Annotated in this window: 17 protein-coding genes; 12 read left to right on the forward strand and 5 right to left on the reverse strand. The window is 70.4% G+C overall.

The genetic code is table 11. From position 1 onward, the window contains the following. Positions 1-9: 9 nt before the first annotated feature. A complete protein-coding gene (locus OQ968_RS21410; RefSeq protein WP_324681279.1) occupies positions 10-1,182 on the reverse strand; it encodes a permease in 1,173 nt (390 codons plus the stop codon). Positions 1,183-1,294: 112 nt separating this feature from the next. On the opposite strand from OQ968_RS21410, the gene OQ968_RS21415 reads away from it, so the two are divergent. The 5 genes from OQ968_RS21415 to mutM all read left to right on the forward strand — a co-directional run bounded on the left by OQ968_RS21415 (position 1,295) and on the right by mutM (position 5,707). Then, positions 1,295-2,458, forward strand: coding sequence for an AAA family ATPase (locus OQ968_RS21415; RefSeq protein WP_324681280.1), 1,164 nt, complete (start codon positions 1,295-1,297; stop codon positions 2,456-2,458). Between the two features lie 262 nt (positions 2,459-2,720). After that, on the forward strand, positions 2,721-3,458 hold the full coding sequence (sepIVA, locus tag OQ968_RS21420; RefSeq protein WP_324681307.1) for a cell division protein SepIVA: 738 nt from the start codon (positions 2,721-2,723) through the stop codon (positions 3,456-3,458). Between the two features lie 39 nt (positions 3,459-3,497). Next, complete coding sequence (locus tag OQ968_RS21425; RefSeq protein ID WP_324681281.1) at positions 3,498-4,085, forward strand: DUF177 domain-containing protein; 588 nt, start codon at positions 3,498-3,500, stop codon at positions 4,083-4,085. After that, entirely contained in the window at positions 4,082-4,789 is a 708-nt protein-coding gene (gene rnc / locus OQ968_RS21430) for a ribonuclease III (RefSeq protein WP_324681282.1), read from the forward strand. Before OQ968_RS21425 ends, rnc begins: the two co-directional genes overlap by 4 nt. A gap of 15 nt (positions 4,790-4,804) precedes the next feature. Continuing rightward, entirely contained in the window at positions 4,805-5,707 is a 903-nt protein-coding gene (gene mutM / locus OQ968_RS21435; RefSeq protein WP_324681283.1) for a DNA-formamidopyrimidine glycosylase, read from the forward strand. 41 nt (positions 5,708-5,748) lie between these two features. Here mutM and OQ968_RS21440 read toward each other — a convergent pair whose 3' ends face one another. After that, a complete protein-coding gene (locus OQ968_RS21440; protein ID WP_324681284.1) occupies positions 5,749-6,522 on the reverse strand; it encodes a PIG-L deacetylase family protein in 774 nt (257 codons plus the stop codon). Between the two features lie 46 nt (positions 6,523-6,568). Here OQ968_RS21440 and OQ968_RS21445 point away from each other — a divergent pair, with 46 nt between their 5' ends. The 7 genes from OQ968_RS21445 to OQ968_RS21475 all read left to right on the forward strand — a co-directional run bounded on the left by OQ968_RS21445 (position 6,569) and on the right by OQ968_RS21475 (position 16,773). Next, positions 6,569-6,982, forward strand: coding sequence for an OsmC family protein (locus OQ968_RS21445; protein ID WP_324681285.1), 414 nt, complete (start codon positions 6,569-6,571; stop codon positions 6,980-6,982). Beyond that, complete coding sequence (locus OQ968_RS21450; protein ID WP_324681286.1) at positions 6,969-7,262, forward strand: acylphosphatase; 294 nt, start codon at positions 6,969-6,971, stop codon at positions 7,260-7,262. The genes OQ968_RS21445 and OQ968_RS21450 overlap by 14 nt, the downstream gene beginning before the upstream one ends. Before the next feature lie 112 nt (positions 7,263-7,374). Further along, positions 7,375-10,980 carry a chromosome segregation protein SMC gene (gene smc / locus OQ968_RS21455; RefSeq protein ID WP_324681287.1) on the forward strand — a complete coding sequence of 1,202 codons (3,606 nt, stop codon included), beginning with the start codon at positions 7,375-7,377 and terminating at the stop codon, positions 10,978-10,980. 112 nt (positions 10,981-11,092) lie between these two features. Continuing rightward, on the forward strand, positions 11,093-12,340 hold the full coding sequence (ftsY, locus tag OQ968_RS21460; RefSeq protein ID WP_324681288.1) for a signal recognition particle-docking protein FtsY: 1,248 nt from the start codon (positions 11,093-11,095) through the stop codon (positions 12,338-12,340). 141 nt (positions 12,341-12,481) lie between these two features. Continuing rightward, entirely contained in the window at positions 12,482-13,915 is a 1,434-nt protein-coding gene (locus tag OQ968_RS21465) for an ammonium transporter (RefSeq protein WP_324681289.1), read from the forward strand. Beyond that, the gene (gene glnB / locus OQ968_RS21470) at positions 13,912-14,250 is read left to right on the forward strand and encodes a nitrogen regulatory protein P-II (protein ID WP_003878721.1); all 339 of its coding nucleotides are present in this window, start codon (positions 13,912-13,914) and stop codon (positions 14,248-14,250) included. The genes OQ968_RS21465 and glnB overlap by 4 nt, the downstream gene beginning before the upstream one ends. A 45-nt stretch (positions 14,251-14,295) precedes the next feature. Then, positions 14,296-16,773 (forward strand): [protein-PII] uridylyltransferase, encoded by a 2,478-nt coding sequence (locus tag OQ968_RS21475; protein WP_324681290.1) that lies wholly within the window; start codon positions 14,296-14,298, stop codon positions 16,771-16,773. A 7-nt stretch (positions 16,774-16,780) separates the two neighbouring features. On the opposite strand, the gene OQ968_RS21480 is transcribed toward OQ968_RS21475, so the two are convergent. From OQ968_RS21480 to OQ968_RS21490, 3 genes are all read right to left on the reverse strand, one after another. Beyond that, positions 16,781-18,481, reverse strand: coding sequence for a DEAD/DEAH box helicase (locus OQ968_RS21480; protein WP_324681291.1), 1,701 nt, complete (start codon positions 18,479-18,481; stop codon positions 16,781-16,783). An 89-nt stretch (positions 18,482-18,570) separates the two neighbouring features. Further along, complete coding sequence (locus OQ968_RS21485; protein ID WP_324681292.1) at positions 18,571-19,362, reverse strand: alpha/beta hydrolase; 792 nt, start codon at positions 19,360-19,362, stop codon at positions 18,571-18,573. 79 nt (positions 19,363-19,441) lie between these two features. Beyond that, positions 19,442-20,290: an endonuclease domain-containing protein gene (locus tag OQ968_RS21490; RefSeq protein ID WP_324681293.1), complete on the reverse strand. Its 849-nt coding sequence runs from the start codon at positions 20,288-20,290 to the stop codon at positions 19,442-19,444. Between the last annotated feature and the right edge of the window lie 143 nt (positions 20,291-20,433).

Below are 20,433 nucleotides of genomic sequence, written 5' to 3' on the forward strand. Positions count from 1 at the left end.
CGCCCGCAGCTAGTGACAGCTGTGATCGCGTTGATCCGGCTCGGGGGAGCCGCCCATCATGCGCACCATCGGAAGCCCGCCCGAGGTGATGAACCGCACGACCAGGATTGCCGCGCCGACGAGGAAGGCGATGTTGAGCCAGGTGGTGTAGTTCCACGAGATCTGCGCCTCCACGACGGTGGCGTTGCGCGATCCGGGGATGAGATTGGCTGTGCCGAAAAGCAATTCGACCAGGTATCCGGCCGCGACCATCGCGAGGTAGAAGGTTCCCAGCAGCGCCAGCGCCATCTTGACACCGTAGTACTTCCGGTAGATGTTCAGGATCGGCAGGATGATCAGGTCGGCGAAGATGAACGCGATGACGCCGCCGAAGCTGATGCCCCCGTTCCAAAGCACCGCGGCCAGAGGCACATTGCCGATCGAACAGACGAATGACACGATCGCCACGACGGGCCCCACGATCGGGCCCCACAACGCCGCCCAGCCGGGATGACTGGCCAAAAAGAAGCTCTGCCAAAAGCTTTCGGGAACCCACGCCGCGATGGCGCCAGCGATCAACAGGCCCAGCACGAGGTCACGCAGGATCGCCAGCCACTCCATGACGAACACATGCGAAACCGAGGTGAAGCCCCGCGCGGAGAGCAGCCGCCGCCAGAACGAGCCGTCCCCCTTGATCGACATGTCCATGGCGGCATGGCCTTCCATCGAGCCGGCGACTCCCCGCTCGGCCTGCTCGCGCGCGGCGTCGATCAGGCCCGACCGCACGAACAGCCGGAACAGCACGGCCAGCACGACGATCATCAGCGGGCCGCCGACGAACTCCGCCGCGGTGAACTGCCATCCCATCAGCAGGGCCAGGATGATGCCCAGCTCCACCACGAGGTTGGTGGAACCGATCTCGAACGCCATGGCGGCGGTGAAGTTGGCGCCCTTGCGGAACAGCGATCGGGCCAGGGCCACCGCGGCATAGGAGCATGACGACGACGCGGCCCCCAGCCCCGCCGCCACCGCCAGCGTGCGGGGCCGGTCGTCGCCCAGCAGGCCCACGATCGTCGAACGGCGCACCACGGCCTGGACCACGGCCGACAGCGCAAACCCCAGGATCAGCGCCCAGGTGATCTCCCACGTCATCGATCCCGCGAGCTGCAACGCGTGTCCGATCGCCGGTAGCAACCTGTTCACTGGTCCTCCGCTCCGGTTCGTCGTGCGGCGATGCTCCGGGTGATCATACCCGGCAGGGGTATATCAGGGTATATCCCGCGTGCTGTCGGCCGGCGAAGTTAGAGTCGGGCGCGTGTTGCAAACGGTGGCGATCCGCGGGTACCGCTCACTGCGGGAAGTAATCCTGCCACTGGGCCCGCTGTCGATCATCACGGGCGAAAACGGCGTCGGGAAGTCGTCGCTGTATCGCGCGCTGCGACTGCTGGCCGATTGTGGTCGCGGCGAGGTGATCGGATCGCTGGCCCGCGAGGGCGGCCTGCAATCCGTGCTGTGGGCCGGGCCCGAACAACTCGGCGCCGCCCGTCGGACGGGAAAGGCGCAAGGAACCGCACACAACAACCGGCCCGTGTCACTCGAACTCGGCTTCGCCGCAGACGATTTCGGCTACCTCGTCGATCTCGGGCTTCCGCAGTCGACCGGCCGGGCCCGTTCGGCCTTCGCGCGTGACCCCGAGATCAAGCGAGAGGCGTTGTTCGTCGGCCCGGTATTGCGGGCGGCGACCACGCTGGTGCGCAGGACACGCGATTTCGCCGAAGTCAGCGCGCGATCGGGCAGTGGTTTCGACGAGCTCTGCCGAACGCTGCCGTCGTATCGCAGCATGCTGGCGGAATACGCCAACCCGCAAGCGCTTCCGGAACTCGCCGCCGTGCGTGAGCGGCTGCGCGGCTGGCGCTTCTACGACGGCTTCCGGGTCGACGCCGAGGCACCCGCGCGGCGCCCGCAGGTGGGTACCCGCAAACCGGTGCTCTCCGATGACGGCCATGATCTGGCCGCCGCCATCCAGACGATCATCGAGGCGGAAATCGATGACTTGAGCCGCATCGTCGCCGACACGTTCGACGGCGCGTCGGTCTCGGTCGTCGTCAACGACGGGCTGTTCGACCTCCAGCTGCGCCAGCGCGGCATGCTGCGCCCGCTGCGGGCGGCCGAGTTGTCCGACGGGACCCTGCGGTTTCTCCTGTGGGCCGCCGCCCTGCTGAGCCCGCAGGCGCCGTCGCTGATGGTGCTCAACGAGCCCGAAACCTCCCTGCACCCGAGCCTGGTGGGTCCGCTGGCGTCGCTGATCCGCGCGGCGGCGTCGCAGACCCAGGTGGTAGTCGTCACGCATTCGCGTTCGCTGCTGGGATTCCTGCAGGACGCGGCGGTCGGCATCGAGCTGTACAAGGACTTCGGCGAGACCCGCATCACCGGCCAGAGCCTGCTGACAACGCCGCGATGGGACTGGGGCAAACGATAGGTGGCCGTCCGCCGCGGCGCCGCAGCGAACGGATCGACCCCGGCAAGGGCCCCTATACTGGCCGCAAAATAACCGGCCTTCGCCACCTCCGGCGCCGCCGCAAATATGGACATAACGAGCGGGTAAACCTCCCATATGCTGGGGCTTCTCGGTTCCCTCGGCCGGCGAACCCGACACACCCGTCTCGCCACCGCTGTCACAGACGTAACACCAGGCACACTGGTAACAACAGGATCCTTGTAAAAAGCCAGGAGGCATGGCCGTGTATCGAGTGTTTGAAGCGCTGGACGAATTGGGCGCCATCGTCGAGGAAGCCCGCGGCGTGCCGATGACGGCCGGCTGTGTGGTGCCCCGCGGTGACGTGTTGGAGCTGATCGACGACATCAAGGACGCGATCCCCGGCGAGCTGGACGACGCCCAGGATGTGCTCGACGCGCGCGATTCGATGCTGCACGACGCCAAGACGCACGCGGAGTCCATGGTGTCCTCGGCGACCACCGAGTCGGAGTCGATGCTCAACCACGCCCGCGCGGAGGCCGACCGCATCCTTTCCGACGCGAAGGCGCAGGCAGACCGCATGGTGAACGAGGCCCGCCAGCACAGCGAGCGGATGGTCGGAGAGGCTCGCGAGGAGTCGATCCGCATCGCCACGGCGGCCAAGCGCGAGTACGAAGCCAGCGTCGGCCGGGCCCAGGCCGAAGCCGACCGGCTGATCGAGAACGGCAACATCTCCTACGAGAAGGCCGTGCAGGAGGGCATCAAGGAACAGCAGCGCCTGGTCTCGCAGAACAGCGTGGTGGAGGCGGCCAACGCCGAGGCCACCCGCCTCGTCGACATGGCCCACGCGGAGGCCGACCGGCTGCGCGGCGAGTGCGACATCTACGTCGACAACAAACTCGCCGAGTTCGAGGAGTTCCTCAACGGCACCCTGCGTTCCGTGGGCCGCGGTCGCCACCAGCTGCGCACGGCGGCCGGGACGCACGACTACGCGACGCGTTAGGCCCTCGCGTCATGCCGGGCGCGCCGTAGGATTTCTCCTATGGCGCGGCAGCACGGCACCACGACGCAGCACCAAAAGCACCACCATCCGACGTCGCCGATGAGGGTCGACATCACCCGGCTGGGGCGACGTCCGGGGGCGATGGTCACCCTGCGCGACACCGTGGCCAGCCCGTTGCGCATCGGGCTGGACCTGATCGCGATCGAACGCGGCGCCCCGCTGGAACTTGACCTGCGGGTCGAGTCGGTGTCGGAGGGAGTGCTGGTCACCGGGACGGTGGCCGGTCCGACGGTCGGCGAGTGCGCGCGCTGCCTGACCGAGGTCAGCGGGCGCGTGCAGGTCGGGTTGACCGAACTCTTCGCGTACCCGGACAGCACGACCGAGGCGACCACCGAGGAGGACGAGGTCGGCCACATCGTCGACGACATCATCGACCTCGAGCAGCCCATCATCGACGCCGTCGGCCTGGAGCTTCCGTTCGCGCCCGTGTGCAGGCCGGATTGCCCGGGACTGTGTCCCGACTGCGGCATTCCGCTGGCCGCCGAGCCGGGCCATCATCACGACCGCATCGACCCGCGGTGGGCCAAGCTGGCGGGGAAGCTGGACCCCGGGCGGGGCGAGCGGTGACCTCTCGGCAAGTCCTGCTCGACGCGCTCGGCGTCGAGCTGCCCGACGAGCTGCTCTCGCTGGCGCTGACCCACCGCAGCTACGCCTACGAGCACGGCGGGCTGCCGACCAACGAGCGGCTGGAGTTCCTCGGCGACGCCGTCCTGGGGCTGACCGTCACCGACGAGCTCTACCACCGTCACCCCGACCGCACGGAAGGCGACCTGGCCAAACTGCGGGCGAGCGTGGTCAACACCCAGGCGCTGGCCGACGTGGCGCGGAACCTGGCCGAGGGCGGGCTCGGGGCGCACCTGCTGCTGGGGCGCGGCGAGGCGAACACCGGCGGGGCCGACAAGTCCAGCATCCTTGCCGACGGCATGGAATCGCTGCTGGGCGCCATCTATTTGCAGCACGGGATCGAAACCGCGCGCGCCGTGATCCTGCGGCTGTTCGGCCCGCTGCTGGACGCCGCGCCCACGCTGGGCGCCGGCCTGGACTGGAAGACCAGCTTGCAGGAGCTGACCGCCGCCCGCGGCATGGGAGCTCCGTCCTATGTGGTCACGTCCACCGGCCCGGATCACGACAAGGAATTCACCGCCGTCGTGGTCGTGATGGAGACCGAATACGGGTCGGGCGTGGGCCGGTCCAAGAAGGAGGCGGAGCAAAAGGCCGCCGCCGCGACCTGGAAGGCGCTGGAAGCGCTGGACACCGCGGCGTCCAACTAGATGGCGTCCGCCTGAATGCCCGAACTGCCCGAAGTCGAGGTGGTGCGTCGCGGCTTGCAGGCCCATGTGGTGGGCAAGACGATCACGGCTGTCCGGGTCCACCATCCCCGCGCCGTGCGCCGCCACGAGGCCGGGCCCGCCGACCTGACCGCCCGGCTGCTCGACGCGCGGATCACCGGAACCGACCGGCGCGGCAAGTACCTGTGGCTGCTGCTCGACGGCCCGGATGCGGCGCTCGTCGTGCACCTCGGCATGAGCGGGCAGATGCTGCTGGGCGCCGTCCCGCGCGCCGACCATGTGCGCATCTCCGCGCTGCTCGACGACGGGACTGTGCTGAGCTTCGCCGACCAGCGGACCTTCGGCGGATGGATGCTCGCCGATCTGGTGACCGTGGACGGCAGCGTGGTGCCGCAGCCCGTCGCCCACCTGGCGCGCGACCCGCTGGACCCCTTATTCGATGCCGACGCCGTGGTAAAGGTGTTGCGGCGCAAGCATTCCGAGATCAAGCGGCAGCTCCTCGATCAGCAGGTAGTGTCGGGCATCGGCAACATCTACGCCGACGAGGCGCTGTGGCGGGCCGGGGTGCACGGTTCGCGGGTCGCCGCCACGCTGACGCGCCGCCAGCTCGGCGGCGTCCTGGACGCTGCCGCCGAGGTGATGCGCGAGGCGCTGGCCGAGGGCGGGACGTCGTTCGATTCGCTGTACGTCAACGTCAACGGCGAGTCGGGCTACTTCGACCGCTCGCTGGACGCCTACGGCCGCGAGGGCCAGGCCTGCCGGCGGTGCGGCGCGGTCATGTGCCGGGAGAGGTTCATGAATCGCTCGTCGTTCTACTGCCCGCGATGCCAGCCACGGCCGCGCGGTAGTCCCCGCGAGAGTGCACCTACCGACGCCTCTTCTCGCGAAACGCGTCGCTAACCGCACTCTCGCGCCAATCGGCGGAGGCCCCGCGGCGGCAGTCAATCGAAGATGTCCCGGCGGGCGGTCCCCGCGGGTGCGGCCGGGTCCACGAACCACTCGCACGGAAATATCAGGCCGAAGACGTGGGGCGGCAGCCGAAGCAGTACGCCGAACAGGTGCGCGGCCAGGCCGGAGTTGCCGATCTGCGATCGGTGGGCGGCAAACGCGTCACGCTTCTGACGCGCGAAACGAAAGACGTTGATGCGGTGGGTGATGGTCGCCCGCGGCGCGTACGCGGTGGGCACGATGTCCGGCTCGTACGGTGCCGGTAGCCGTAGCAGGTGTGCCAGATCGCTGGTGCGGCACAGCAATTCGCGCGGCATTGTCGCCTCGAGCACTCGCGGGGTCGCTGCCAGCTCCGCGGCCCGCTTGCCGACGTGATGCACCTGCACATGATCCCGATGGCCGTAGCCGCCGTTGGGCTCGTAGCTCAGCAGCAGGTCCGCGCCTTCGTCGCGAAGTATGTCGGTCAGCCGCTGCGCCGCCTCGTCGACGTCCGCTCGCGCGAACCCGACCCGTCCGGGCGGATCGGGGTAGAAGTCGGGACCGTAGCCGCTGTCGGCGTAGCCCAGACACTCGACCCGGTGTGCCCCGAGAATGCTTGCGCTCGAATGTAATTCGTGTAACCGCAGGGGATCGTCGTCGTGCACGCGCCCGTCGGTCGCCGTGACCAGAACCACGCGATGCCCGTCTGCCGCCGCCCGCGCGAGCGTGCCGCCGGTGAGGATCACCTTGTCGTCCGGGTGCGCGTGGAACGCGACGACGGTGGCCATGGAAGGCAGTATGCCCGCCGGCCTGGCAGGCCGGTAGAAAGAAGGCATGACCGAACTGTGGGTCGAGCGCACCGGGTCGCGCCGCTACACCGGACACAGCTCGCGGGGCGCGCGGGTACTCGTCGGCTCCGTGGACGTCGACGGCGTGTTCACCCCGGGCGAGCTGCTCAAGATCGCCCTCGCGGCGTGCAGCGGGATGGCCAGCGACGAGCCGCTGGCCCGCCGGCTCGGCGACGACTACAACGCGGTGGTCAGGGTGTCCGGCCCGGCCGACCGCGAGCAGGAACGCTATCCGCTGCTCGAGGAGACGCTCGAGCTCGACCTGTCGGGGCTGTCCGACGACGAGAAGCAGCGCCTGCTGGTGGTGGTCAACCGGGCCATCGACCTGGTCTGCACGGTGGGCCGGACGCTGAAGTCGGGCACGACGGTCAACTTCGGGGTCGCGGATGTCGGATCCTGACGTCCGGCTCACCGCCTGGGTGCACGGCATGGTCCAGGGGGTGGGTTTTCGCTGGTGGACCCGCTGCCGGGCGCTGGAGTTGGGGCTGGCGGGGTACGCGGCGAACCAGGACGACGGCCGGGTGCGGGTGGTCGCCCAGGGACCGCGCGCGGCGGCCGAGAAGCTGCTGCAGCTCCTGGAAGGCGGCGGGACGCCCGGGCGCGTCGAGAAGGTGGTCGCCGATTGGTCGCAACCGGCCGAGCGGTTCGACGGCTTCGTCGAGCGCTGGTCAAGTGACTGAAGTGGCTCCTGTGGCCGGTGCGTCGGTCTGTGGGCGACGGCCGAATTTGGGGCCTGGCGACACCCACTTGGTGGCGGCGACTGGGGCGATTTGACCGGTAGTCTGGCGAGCCGTGTACCTCAAGAGTCTGACGCTGAAGGGCTTCAAGTCCTTCGCATCGCCAACGACTCTGCGCTTCGAGCCGGGCATCACGGCGGTCGTCGGGCCCAACGGATCCGGCAAGTCCAACGTGGTCGACGCGCTGGCGTGGGTGATGGGGGAGCAGGGGGCAAAGACCCTGCGCGGCGGGAAGATGGAGGACGTCATCTTCGCCGGCACCTCGTCGCGAGCGCCGCTGGGCCGCGCCGAGGTCACCGTCACCATCGACAACTCCGACAACGCACTGCCGATCGAGTACTCGGAGGTGTCGATCACCCGGCGGATGTTCCGCGACGGCGCCAGCGAGTACGAAATCAACGGCGCCAGTTGCCGTTTGATGGATGTGCAGGAGCTGCTGAGCGACTCCGGCATCGGCCGGGAGATGCACGTGATCGTCGGGCAGGGCAAGCTCGACGAGATCCTGCAGTCGCGCCCCGAGGATCGTCGCGCGTTCATCGAGGAAGCCGCCGGCGTGCTCAAGCACCGCAAGCGCAAGGAAAAGGCGCTTCGCAAGCTCGAAGCGATGTCGGCCAACCTGGCCCGGCTCACCGACCTGACCACCGAACTGCGCCGCCAGCTCAAACCACTGGGCCGCCAGGCCGAGGTCGCCCGACGCGCGGCGACCATCCAGGCCGACCTGCGCGACGCCCGGCTGCGGCTGGCCGCCGACGACCTGGTCAACCGGCAGGTGGAGCGGGACGCGATCCTCGAGGCCGAGGCGGCCATGCGCCGCGAGCACGACGAGGCCGCCGCCCGCCTCGCCGTGGCGTCCGAGGAGCTGACCGCGCACGAAACCGCGCTGGCCGAGCTGTCGGTGCGCGCCGAATCCGTCCAGCACACCTGGTTTTCGCTGTCCGCCCTGGCCGAACGGGTGGGCGCCACGGTGCGCATCGCCAACGAGCGCGCGCAGCACCTCGACGCCGAGCCCGTGGCGAGCGGCGACACCGACCCCGACGCGCTGGAGGCCGAGGCCGAGCAGGTGGCGGCCGCCGAGCAGCGGCTGCTGGCGGAGCTGGCCGCGGCGCGCACCCGGCTGGATGCCGCCCGCGCGGAGCTGGCCGACCGCGAGCGCGAGGCCGCCGAGGCCGACCGGGCCCACCTGGCCGCCGTCCGGGCCGAGGCGGACCGGCGCGAGGGCCTGGCGCGGCTGGCCGGCCAGGTGGAGACCATGCGGGCGCGCGTCGAATCGATCGACGACAGCGTCGCGCGCCTGAGCGAACGCATCGAACACGCCGCCGCCCGCGCGCAGCAGACCAAGGCCGAGTTCGAGACCGTGCAGGGCCGCGTCGGCGAACTGGATCAGGGCGAGGTCGGCCTGGACGAGCACCACGAACGCACCGTGGCCGCGCTGCGGTTGGCCGACGAACGCGTCGCCGAGCTGCAGGCCGCCGAGCGCGACGCCGAGCGCCGGGTCGCGTCGCTGCGGGCCCGCATCGACGCGCTCTCGGTGGGCCTCGACCGCAAGGACGGCGCGGCGTGGCTCACCCAAAACCATAGCGTCGCAGGGCTTTTCGGTCCGATCGCCAAGCTGGTGAAGGTCCGTTCCGGGTACGAGACGGCGTTGGCCGCCGTGCTCGGGTCGGCCGCCGACGCGCTGGCCGTCGAGGGCTTCGGCGCGGCCCGTGCGGCGGTCGCCGCGCTGAAGCAAGCCGACGGGGGCCGCGCGGCGCTGGTCCTGGGTGACTGGCCCGTCGGCGATTCCCGACCGGCCGGCGAGCTGCCCGCCGGCGCGCTGTGGGCGCTCGACCTGATCGAGGCGCCGCAGCGGCTGCGCGGCGCGATGGTGGCGATGCTCTCCGGTGTCGCGGTGGTCGGCGACCTCGGCCAGGCGCTGGATCTGGTGGCGGCCCGCCCGCAGCTGCGCGCGGTCACCGTCGACGGCGACCTGGTGGGCGCCGGCTGGGTGAGCGGCGGTTCCGACCGCAAGCTGTCCACGCTGGAGGTCACCTCGGAGATCGACAAGGCCGGCGGCGAGCTGGCCGCCACGGAGGCGCAGGTGGCGCAGCTGACCGCGGCGCTGTCGGGCGCGCTGACCGAGCAGACCGCCCGCCAGGACTCCGCCGAGCAGGCGCTGGCCGCGCTCAACGAATCCGACACCGCGATCTCGGCGATGTACGAGCAGCTCGGCCGGCTCGGGCAGGAGGCCCGCACCGCCGAAGAGGAGTGGAAGCGGCTGCTGCACCAGCGCGAGGAGCTGGAAGCCAGTCGCGCGCAGACCGTCGAGGAGGTCACCGAACTCGAGACCCGGCTGCGCAATGCGCAGGAGACGCAGCACGTGCACGTGGCGGGGCCCGATCACGCGGAGGCCCGGCAGCGGATCGCGGCCGCGGCCGAGAGCGCGCGCGGCGTCGAGGTGGAGGCGCGGCTGGCGGTGCGCACCGCCGAGGAACGGGCCAACGCGGTGCGCGGGCGGGCGGATTCGTTGCGCCGGGCGGCCGCCGCCGAACGCGAGGCGCGGGTGCGGGCCCAGCAGGCGCACGCGGCGCGGTTGCGCGCGGCCGCGGTGGCGGCCGCGGTGGCCGACGCCGGGCGGCTGCTGGCCGAACGGCTGGACCGGGTGGTCGACGCCGCGTCGCGGATGCGCGACGCCCTGGTCGCCGAGCGGCAGGAGCGGTCAGCGGCGATGGCGGCGGTCCGCGACGAGGTGCACCAGCTGGGCGCCCGGGTGGCGACCCTGACCGATTCGCTGCACCGCGACGAGGTGGCCGATGCCCAGGCGGCGATGCGCATCGAGCAGCTCGAGCAGATGGTGCTGGAGCAGTTCGGCATGGCCCCGGCCGATCTGATCGCCGAGTACGGCCCCGATGTCGCGCTGCCGCCGTCGGAGCTGGAGATGGCCGAGTTCGAGCTGGCCCGCGAGCGCGGCGAGCAGGTGACCGCGCCCGCCCCGGTGCCCTACGACCGGGCCACCCAGGAGCGGCGGGCCAAGCGCGCCGAGCGCGACCTGGCCGAGCTGGGCCGGGTCAACCCGCTGGCGCTGGAGGAGTTCGCCGCGCTGGAGGAGCGCTACAACTTCCTGTCCACCCAGCTCGAGGACGTCAAGGCGGCGCGCAAGGACCTGCTGGACGTCGTCGCCGACGTCGACGCCCGCATCCTGCAGGTGTTCACCGAGGCCTTCGCCGACGTCGAGCGCGAATTCCGCGACGTGTTCGCCGCGCTGTTCCCCGGCGGCGAGGGCAGGCTGCGGCTGACCGACCCCGACGACATGCTCGCCACCGGCATCGAGGTGGAGGCGCGTCCGCCCGGCAAGAAGATCACCCGGCTGTCGCTGCTGTCCGGCGGCGAGAAGGCGCTGACCGCGGTGGCGATGCTGGTCGCGATCTTCCGCGCCCGCCCGTCGCCGTTCTACATCATGGACGAGGTGGAGGCCGCGCTCGACGACGTGAACCTGCACCGCCTGATCGGCCTGTTCGAGCAGCTGCGCGCCCAGTCGCAGATCATCATCATCACGCACCAGAAGCCGACGATGGAGGTCGCCGACGCGCTGTACGGCGTGACCATGCAGAACGACGGGATCACCGCGGTGATCTCGCAGCGCATGCGCGGTCAGCAGGTGGAGTTGGTCTCGAGCGCCCCCTAGGCCCCAGACGTTGACTCTGCGGCTATGGCGCAGAAGTGCGAGTAGGGTGCGCCGTCAGCGCAGAGTCAATGCCCGCGCGGGTAGGTGACGAGGCCCCTGAAAGAATGTCAGCGTGTCGCAAGGACTTTGGATCGCCATCGCGGTCGTCGCTGTTCTGGCCGTCATCGCCGCGCTGGTCTTCGGCCTGCTGCGCTACCGCCGGCGCCGCATCAGCCTGACGGCCCGGCCTGAGCCGGGCGCGATCGACCGCTCGGGGGGCTACACCGCGTCGTCGGGCATCACGTTCAGCCAGACGCCGAGCCAGACGCCGACGATCGACACCAGCGGACTGCCGGCCGTGGGCGACGACGCGACCATCCCGCGCGATGCGCCCAAACGCACGATCGAAGACGTCCATCTCCCCGAGCCGGCCCCGCCCGTCGCCGAGATCGAGGCCATCGCGCCGCCCGAGGGCCGGCTGGAACGGCTCCGGGGAAGGCTGGCGAGGTCGCAGAACACGCTGGGCCGCGGCCTGCTGGGCCTGATCGGCGGCGGCGATCTGGACGAGGACTCGTGGCAGGACGTCGAGGACACCCTGCTGGTCGCCGACCTGGGCCCGGTGGTCACCGATTCGGTGGTCTCCCAGCTGCGCAGCCGGCTGGCCAGCGGCAACGTGCGCACCGAGGCCGACGCGAAGGCCGTGCTGCGCGACGTCCTGATAAACGAGCTGCAGCCCGCGATGGACCGCTCGATCCGCGCCCTGCCGCACGCCGACCACCCGTCGGTGCTGCTGGTCGTCGGCGTCAACGGGACGGGAAAGACCACCACCGTCGGCAAGCTGGCGCGGGTGCTGGTCGCCGACGGGCGCCGCGTCGTGCTGGGCGCCGCCGACACGTTCCGCGCCGCGGCCGCCGATCAGCTGCAGACCTGGGCGGCCCGGGTGGGGGCCGAGGTGGTGCGCGGCCCGGAGGGCGCCGACCCGGCGTCGGTGGCCTTCGACGCGGTGGACAAGGGCATCGCCGCGGGCGCCGACGTCGTCGTCATCGACACGGCGGGGCGGCTGCACACCAAGGTCGGGCTGATGGACGAACTCGACAAGGTCAAGCGGGTGGTAGGCCGGCGCGCGGCCGTCGACGAGGTGTTGCTGGTGCTCGACGCCACCATCGGGCAGAACGGGCTGGCGCAGGCCCGGGTTTTCGCCGAGGTCGTGGAGATCACCGGCGCGGTGCTGACGAAGCTGGACGGAACGGCCAAGGGCGGCATCGTTTTCCGCGTTCAGCAGGAACTCGGCGTGCCGGTGAAGCTGGTCGGCCTCGGCGAGGGGCCCGACGACCTGGCGCCGTTCGAGCCCGCCGCGTTCGTCGACGCGTTGCTCGGCTGAAACCGCTTACGTCGCAACCGCGACGTTAATCCTGACGAAACATGGTTGCTCCATTGCCGAAACAACCATTGCGCAAGGTTCTGGATCAGGTCATCAGGCGTGTCTGACGGCCATTTCAGGGCCGACCGGAGGTGATAGCGAGTGGACCAATTCCCGATACTTGGCCAGCCCAATACCGGCGACACCGCCTGGATGTTGGCGAGTTCCGCATTGGTGCTGTTGATGACGCCTGGCCTGGCGTTCTTCTACGGCGGCATGGTGCGGGCCCGAAGCGTGCTCAACATGCTCATGATGAGCATCAGCGCCATGGGCGTGGTGACCGTGCTGTGGGTGCTGTACGGCTACTCGGTCGCCTTCGGCGACGACGTCGGCAACGTCATGGGCAAGCCGACCGAATACTGGGGTCTGAAGGGCCTGATCGGCGTCAACGCCGTGGCCGCCGATCCCAGCACGGGAACCACCGCGGTGAACATCCCCCTGGCCGGCACCCTGCCCGCCACCGTGTTCGTGGCGTTCCAGCTGATGTTCGCGATCATCACGGTCGCGCTGATCTCCGGCGCCGTGTCCGACCGGCTGAAGTTCAGCGCCTGGCTGGTGTTCGCCGGGCTGTGGGCGACGTTCGTCTACTTCCCGGTTGCGCACTGGGTGTTCGCGTTCGACAAGTTCGCCTCCGCGCACGGCGGCTGGATAGCCAACAAGCTGCATGCAATCGACTTCGCCGGCGGCACCGCCGTGCACATCAACTCCGGTGTGGCGGGCCTGATGCTGGCGATCGTGCTGGGTAAGCGCCGCGGCTGGCCCACCACGCTGTTCCGCCCGCACAACCTGCCGTTCGTGATGCTCGGCGCGGGCCTGCTGTGGTTCGGCTGGTACGGGTTCAACGCCGGATCGGCGACCAGCTCCAACGGCGCGGCCGGATCGACGTTCATGACCACCACGGTCGCGACCGCCACCGCCATGCTCGCCTGGATGCTCACCGAGCGCATCCGCGACGGCAAGGCCACGACGCTGGGCGCGGCGTCGGGCATCGTCGCCGGGCTGGTCGCCATCACGCCGTCGTGCTCGTCGGTCAACGTCCTCGGCGCGCTGGTGGTCGGGCTGGTCGCCGGCGTGGTCTGCGCGCTGGCGGTCGGGCTGAAATTCAAGCTGGGCTTCGACGATTCGCTCGACGTGGTCGGCGTCCACCTGGTCGGTGGAATGGCGGGCACGCTGCTGGTGGGTCTGCTCGCGGCGCCGGAGAGCCCGGCGATCAACGGCGTGGCCGGGGTGTCAAAGGGGTTGTTCTACGGCGGCGGCTGGGCCCAGCTGGAACGCCAGGCGATCGGCGCGTTCAGCGTGCTGATCTACTCCGGTGTGGTAACGCTTATCATCGCGTTGGTCCTGAAATACACGATCGGGCTGCGCCTCAACCCAGAGGCGGAGTCGTCGGGCATCGACGAGGCCGAGCACGCCGAGAGCGGATACGATTTCGCTGTGGTCACCGGTTCGGTGCTTCCGCCCCGCCTCAACGTGGAGGACACTCGGAATGGCCTGGAGGGGCGAGTGAACGAGAGAGTAGAGGTAGAGCCCAAATGAAGCTCATCACCGCGATCGTCAAGCCGTTCACCCTCGACGACGTCAAGACCAGCCTCGAGGACGCGGGCGTCCTGGGGATGACGGTCAGCGAGATTCAGGGCTACGGGCGCCAGAAGGGCCACACCGAGGTCTATCGCGGTGCCGAATACTCGGTCGACTTCGTGCCGAAGGTCCGGATCGAGGTCGTCGTCGACGACTCCATCGTCGACAAGGTCGTGGACAGCATCGTCCGGGCGGCGCGCACCGGCAAGATCGGCGACGGCAAAGTCTGGGTCAGTCCCGTGGAAACCATTGTGCGGGTGCGCACTGGTGAACGCGGAACCGATGCTCTATGACCCTGATCGGGAATTGCTGACCCGACCCGGGCGGGCGCCGACGGCATGAACACGAACCGTCCCGACCCGCCCGGGCCATCGGAACCGGACGACACGGAAACGGAAAACGCCTGCGAGGCGGGCGATTTGGCGGCCGCGCGGCGCAACCTGCTGGCGGATGGCAGTCGGCTGCACGCGGCCGAGCTGCGGCACGCGTGGCTGGACCTGCACGAGTCGTGGCTGACCGCCAAGGCCGGCGAGATCGGGATCACCGACACCAGCGGCTTCGCGATCGTCGGGATCGGCGGGATCGGCCGCCACGAGCTGCTGCCGTACTCCGATCTGGACCTGATGTTGTTGCACGACGACAAGCCCGCCGACGTGCTGGCTCGGGTCGCCGACAAGCTGTGGTATCCGTTGTGGGACGCCAACGTTCGGCTCGACCACAGCGTGCGAACCGTCTCCCAGACGCTGGGCGTCGCAAATTCGGATCTGATCGCGGCGCTGGGCATGCTGGACGCCCGCCACATCGTCGGCGACGCCCGGCTGTCCGACGAGTTGATCGCCGGCGCAAGAAGCCAGTGGCGCAGCGCAATTCGCTCCCGGATGGACGAGCTGGTCGAGATAACGCAAGCCCGATGGCAGCGTTGCGGCCGGATATCGCAGCGCGCCGAGCCGGATCTGAAGTCGGGCCGCGGCGGCCTGCGCGACGTGCAACTGCTCGACGCGCTGGGGGTGGCCCAGCTGATCGACCGCCACGGCATGGGCCGGCCCGAAACCCCGGGAGGCTCCCTGGACGACGCCTACCTGACGCTGCTCGACGTGCGCACCGAGCTGCACCGGGTGTCCGGCCGCGGGCGCGATCAGCTGCTGGCCCAGTACGCCGACGAGATCAGCGCCGCCCTGCACATCGGGGACCGGTTCGACTTGGCGCGCAAGCTTTCCGACGCCGCCCGCACCATCGCCTACCACGCCGAAAGTGGTTTGCGCACAGCGGAAAACGCGCTGCCGCGCCGCGGCGTGTCGGCCCTGGTGCGGCGGCCCAAGCGGCGCCCGCTGGACGAGGGCGTCGTCGAGTACGCCGGCGAGATCGTGCTCGCCCGCGATGCCCGGCCCGAGACCGACCCCGGCCTGGTGCTGCGGGTGGCGGCCGCGGCGGCCGACACCGGGTTGCCCATCGGCGCGGCCACGCTGAATCGCCTCGCGGCCAACGCCCCCGAGATGCCGACGCCCTGGCCGCGCGAGGCGCTGGACGACCTGCTGGTCGTGCTCTCCGCCGGGCCCACCACGGTGACGACGATCGAGGCGCTGGACCGCACCGGGGTGTGGGACCGGTTGCTGCCGGAATGGGGCCCGATCCGCGACCTTCCGCCCCGCGACGTCGCGCACAAATGGACCGTCGATCGTCACGTGGTCGAAACCGCCGTCCACGCGGCGCCCCTGTCCACCCGCGTGGCGCGGCCCGACCTGCTTGCGCTCGGCGCGCTGCTGCACGACATCGGCAAGGGCCGCGGCGTCGACCACAGCGAGCTCGGGGCCGAGATGACGCTGCAGATCGGGGCCAGGCTCGGGATATCGCGCCCCGACAGCGAATTGCTGGCCAAACTGGTCCGCCACCACCTGCTGCTGCCGGTCGTGGCCACCCGCAGCGACCTGAACGACCCCGCAACCATCGAGGGCGTGTCGGACGCGCTCGGCGGGGACCCGCAACTGCTCGAGGTGCTGCACGCGCTGACGGAGGCGGACTCGAAGGCCACCGGGCCCGGGGTGTGGAGCGAATGGAAGGCCCTGCTGGTCGACGATCTGGTGAATCGCTGCCGGATGGTGATGGCGGGCGAACCCCTCCCGCAGGCCGAACCGACTGCGCCCCACTATCTTTCGCTTGCGGCCGACCGCGGCGTGCACGTGGAGATCGCGCCGGCCGACGGGTCGCGCGCCTACCGCGTCGTGATGGTCGCGCCCGACCAGCGGGGGTTGACGTCCAAGGCGGCGGCCGTGCTGGCGCTGAACTCGCTGGGGGTTCATTCGGCGACGGTGAACAGCCACGAGGGCGTCGCGATCACCGAGTTCCTGGTGTCACCCCACTTCGGCTCGCCGGCCGCGGCCGAGCTGTTGCGCCAGCAGTTCGTCGGCGCCCTGGCCGGCGACATCGACGTCCTCGCCATGGTGGAGAAACGCGACGCCGAGTCCGCCGGTTCGGCGTCGTCCCGGGCGGGCGAGGTGCAGGCGGGCGTGCCCGTCACGCGTTCCACCGCGCCGCCGCGCATCGTGTGGCTCGACACCGCCGCCGAGGGCCAGCTGGTCCTCGAGGTGCGCGCGATGGACCGCCCGGGCTTGCTCGCCCTGCTGACCCGGGCGCTGGAACGCGCGGGCGCGGACATCGTCTGGGCGAAGGTCAACACGTTCGGGTCGACCGCCGCCGACGTGTTCTGCGTGGTGCTGCCGCCGGGGGCCGAGCCGGGCGGCGACCACACCGCGCGCGCCGAGGTGCAAAAGCACCTGCTGGCCGTGCTGGGCCCCCCGGGGGACGTGGCGGTCGGCTAGCCCGCGATCACGCGCGCTCCGAATTCAGTTGCCGCGCAGCGGCGATGCGCGCCTTGAGCTGCTCGCGGGTCGCGGCTGCTATCGGCGGGCCCCCGCAGCGGCGGCGCAGTTCGTTGTGGATCCACCCGTGCGGTTTCCCGGTGCGGTGATGGGCTATCGACACCAGCGTGTTGAGTTCGCTGCGCAGTTCGCGCAGTTGGCCGTGCACGGTCGCCGACGGCACCGGCGCGCCCTGATTGGCGGCCGCCCGCCGCTGCAGCTGCTCGTCTTGGCGGCGGTGCAGCAGGGCGCGCATCTGCTCGGCGTCGAGCAGGCCGGGGATGCCGAGGTAGTCGGCCTCCTCGTCGCTGCCGGCCGGGGCGGCGGTGCCGAACGAGGAGCCGTCGAAGATGACCTGGTCGAGTTCGGCGTCGGCGCCCAGCGACGTGAAACCCTGGTCCGCGTCGGTCTTTTCGGTCTGCCGACGTGCGGCGGGATCCCGGTCGAGGGGGTCGCCGGTCTCGCGGTGCGGCCGGCCGAGCACGTGGTCGCGCTGGGCCTCCAGCTCACTGGCCAGCTGCAGCAGGCTGGGCACCGACGGCAGGAAGATGCTCGCCGATTCCCCGGGCCGCCGAGACCGCACGAACCGCCCGACGGCCTGCGCGAAGAACAGCGGCGTCGACGCGCTGGTGGCGTAGATCCCGACCGAAAGCCGGGGCACGTCAACGCCTTCGGAGACCATGCGCACCGCGACCAGCCACCGGCCGGTGCCCTCGGCGAACTGGCTGATGCGCGCCGACGACCCGGGGTCGTCGGACAGCACCACCGTCGGCGCCTCGGAGGTCAGCCTCGTCAGCAGGGCGGCGTACGCGCGCGCCGCGGTTTGGTCGGAGGCGAAGATCATGCCGCCGGCGTCGGGCACGTGTGCCCGCTTTTGCCGCAGCCGCTCATCGGCGGCGGCGATCACCGCCGGCATCCACTCGCCGGCGGGGTCCAGGGCCGTGCGCCACGCACGCGCGGTCTGCTCGGCGGACAGCGGCTCGCCGAGTCGCGCCGCATGCTCCTCGCCGGCGCTGTCCCGCCAGCGCGCCTGCCCGGAGTAGGCGAGGAACACCACCGGCCGGACCACGCCGTCGGCCAGCGCCTCGGCGTAGCCGTAGGTGTGGTCGGCCTGCGAACGCAGCACCCCGTCGGCGCCCGACGCATACGTGACGAACGGGATCGGGCTGTCGTCGCTACGAAAGGGCGTGCCCGTCAAGGCAAGTCGGCGGGTGGCGTCGCCGAAGGCCTCGCGGATGGCGTCGCCCCACGTCTTGGCGTCGCCGCCGTGATGGATCTCGTCGAAGACGACCAGGGTCTTGCGCTGCTCGGTGCGCACCCGGTGCAGCGTCGGGTGCGAGGCGACCTGGGCGTAGGTGACCAGCACGCCGTGATACTCCGGTGAGGTCCGCGGGCTGGTGTTCGAGAATCGCGGGTCCAGCGCGAGGCCGTGCCGCGCGGCGGCGTTGGCCCACTGGACCTTCAGGTGCTCGGTGGGCACCACGACGGTGATCTGCTCGACGGCGCGCTGGGCGAGCAGCTCGGCCGCCACCCGCAGCGCGAACGTCGTCTTGCCGGAACCGGGGGTGGCCACTGCGAGGAAGTCGCGCGGCTGGGCCGTCAGATATTTCACCAGCGCGCGGCGCTGCCAGCCGCGCAATGGCGAGCCGGTGTCGCTGCCCAGCCGCATCGACACCGCTCCCCCCACTAGACGCCGCGCGCGCGGGTGTGAAATGTAGCATGCCAACGCTTTTCGGCGCAGCAGCGACTCGAGCCCGGCTAGAGCGCGCTGGGCAGGTCGCGGCTGCCAAGCCACGCGTCGATCCGTTTGGCCACGTCGGGCCAGCCCGGTTCGAGCATCATGTTGTGGCCCATGTCGAAGAACGCCGGCTCGGTCGCATACGCGCGTGCGGTGGCGCGCACCGAGCGCATGCTGACGAAGCCGTCGTGCACGGCGCCGAGCACCAGCATCGGGGTGGTGACCCGCCGGGTGTCGACCCGGCGGAACATCGGATCGGTCATCGCCGCGCGGATGCTCTCGGGCCCGACGCGTTCGAAGCAGGATTCGACGATGGCCTGGGGCGTGTCGGCGCAGAACAGATATCCGCGGGCCAGCGCCGGGGTGCGCAAGAACTTGACCAGCGTGGGGTCGTTGAACGAGTGCACGGTCATCCATGGGCGGCGGCGCCAGACGCGGAGCGCCGCCGCGAGCACGCCGTGCGGCGGAAGCGAACCCACCAGCACCGCGGCCGGGGCGGCGCGGTCCTCGAGGTAGCGCTGGATCACGTAGCCGCCCAGGGAATGCCCGATCAGCACCGGCGCGCCACCCAGGTCACCGGCGACCGCGCGGACGTCGTCGATGTAGTCGGCGATGGACACCTTGTGCAGCGGCTTGTCGGTGGGGCTGGCGCCGTGCCCGCGCAGGCTCATCGCGACCGCGCGGTAGCCGGCGTCGGCGAAGAAGTCCAGGAAGTTCTCCCAGCACCACGCGCCGTGCCAGCCGCCGTGCACGAAAAGCAGCGGCACCGGGTTCGCGTCGGTGCAGCTTCCCTTGTCGATCACCTCGAGCATGAGGTTGCTCCCTTACCGAGCCATGCCGTCGCCGAAACTTAAACGACTGCGACACCGTCCGGCGTGTCGTGTGCGTAGCTTAAATGTCGCGGCAGCCCTGACGGCGAAGAGCCTCGCGGACCTCGCGCACGACGTCGTCGGGTCGATCTTCGGCGATGACCCGCATGACGATCCAGCCAAGCCTTTGCAGCATTTTCAGCCGGCGCATGTCGTGGACGTACTGCCGCCTGCTGGTCCGGTGCTGATCGCCGTCGTACTCGACAGCCACCTTGTAGCGCTCCCAGCCCATGTCCAGCAGGCCAACCAGGCGCCAGTTCTCTTGCACCGGGATTTGCGTTGTGGGAACCGGTAATCCGGCGTCGACCAGTAGTAGTCGCAGCCACGTCTCTTTGGGGGACTCTGCGCCCGGGTCGACCCGGGGCAGCACGGCCCGAAGTTGCCGCAGGCCGCGCGCACCCGGGTGACGCTTGGCGAGAAGCAACACGTCCTCGGCGCAGAACGGCTTGGCCCGGGCGAGCGCATCGAGGCGGGCCACGGCGTCGCTCGCAGGCAGCAGCCGCGCCAGATCGAAAGCGGTCCGCGCGGACGTGGTCACCGGGAGGCCCACGACCCGGGTGACCTCGTCGCTCTCGAGTCGCTGGTTGCGGGTGATCACGCCGGCCGGCGCGTGCGGGTTGCGCCAGATCAACTCGATCGGCGCGTCGTCGTCGACCCAGTTCGAGCCGTGCAGCGCCGCGGCGGCCAGTCCGGCCAGGACACCGCGTCGGCGCGACCATAGCCACGCCGCCTCCGAACTCGTTCGCAGCGTCACCGGCGCACCGACCGGCAGGTATACGTCGGGAAACACGGTGCGAAACCCGGTGCGCAACTGGTATGGCGTCAGTTTCCGCTGCCGCAGCGCTTCGCTGCCCAGGAATGCGTCGTTCATGGCCGTAGGACGTCGCGATCGGCGGCGCAGGTTTCGTCGAGACTTAATCGGCTGCGACGCCGCCCGGGGCATTGTCAATCGGTTAGTGCAACAACTGCTCAGGCGGCTTGGTCGAGGAGTTGGGCGAGTCGTTGGGCGGGGGT

Origin of the sequence: Mycobacterium sp. 663a-19 (genome assembly GCF_035616495.1) — a bacterium.
Lineage (GTDB): Bacteria > Actinomycetota > Actinomycetes > Mycobacteriales > Mycobacteriaceae > Mycobacterium.

Bases quoted from the DNA above. Each gene is read 5' to 3' on its own strand.
- OQ968_RS21490 (WP_324681293.1), bottom strand. From the start codon at position 20,290: ATGAACGACGCATTCCTGGGCAGCGAAGCGCTGCGGCAGCGGAAACTG.
- glnB (WP_003878721.1), top strand. From the start codon at position 13,912: ATGAAGCTCATCACCGCGATCGTCAAGCCGTTCACCCTCGACGACGTC.
- OQ968_RS21450 (WP_324681286.1), top strand. From the start codon at position 6,969: ATGTCGGATCCTGACGTCCGGCTCACCGCCTGGGTGCACGGCATGGTC.
- OQ968_RS21475 (WP_324681290.1), top strand. From the start codon at position 14,296: ATGAACACGAACCGTCCCGACCCGCCCGGGCCATCGGAACCGGACGAC.
- OQ968_RS21485 (WP_324681292.1), bottom strand. From the start codon at position 19,362: ATGCTCGAGGTGATCGACAAGGGAAGCTGCACCGACGCGAACCCGGTG.
- OQ968_RS21480 (WP_324681291.1), bottom strand. From the start codon at position 18,481: ATGCGGCTGGGCAGCGACACCGGCTCGCCATTGCGCGGCTGGCAGCGC.
- mutM (WP_324681283.1), top strand. From the start codon at position 4,805: ATGCCCGAACTGCCCGAAGTCGAGGTGGTGCGTCGCGGCTTGCAGGCC.
- OQ968_RS21445 (WP_324681285.1), top strand. From the start codon at position 6,569: ATGACCGAACTGTGGGTCGAGCGCACCGGGTCGCGCCGCTACACCGGA.
- OQ968_RS21425 (WP_324681281.1), top strand. From the start codon at position 3,498: ATGGCGCGGCAGCACGGCACCACGACGCAGCACCAAAAGCACCACCAT.
- OQ968_RS21440 (WP_324681284.1), bottom strand. From the start codon at position 6,522: ATGGCCACCGTCGTCGCGTTCCACGCGCACCCGGACGACAAGGTGATC.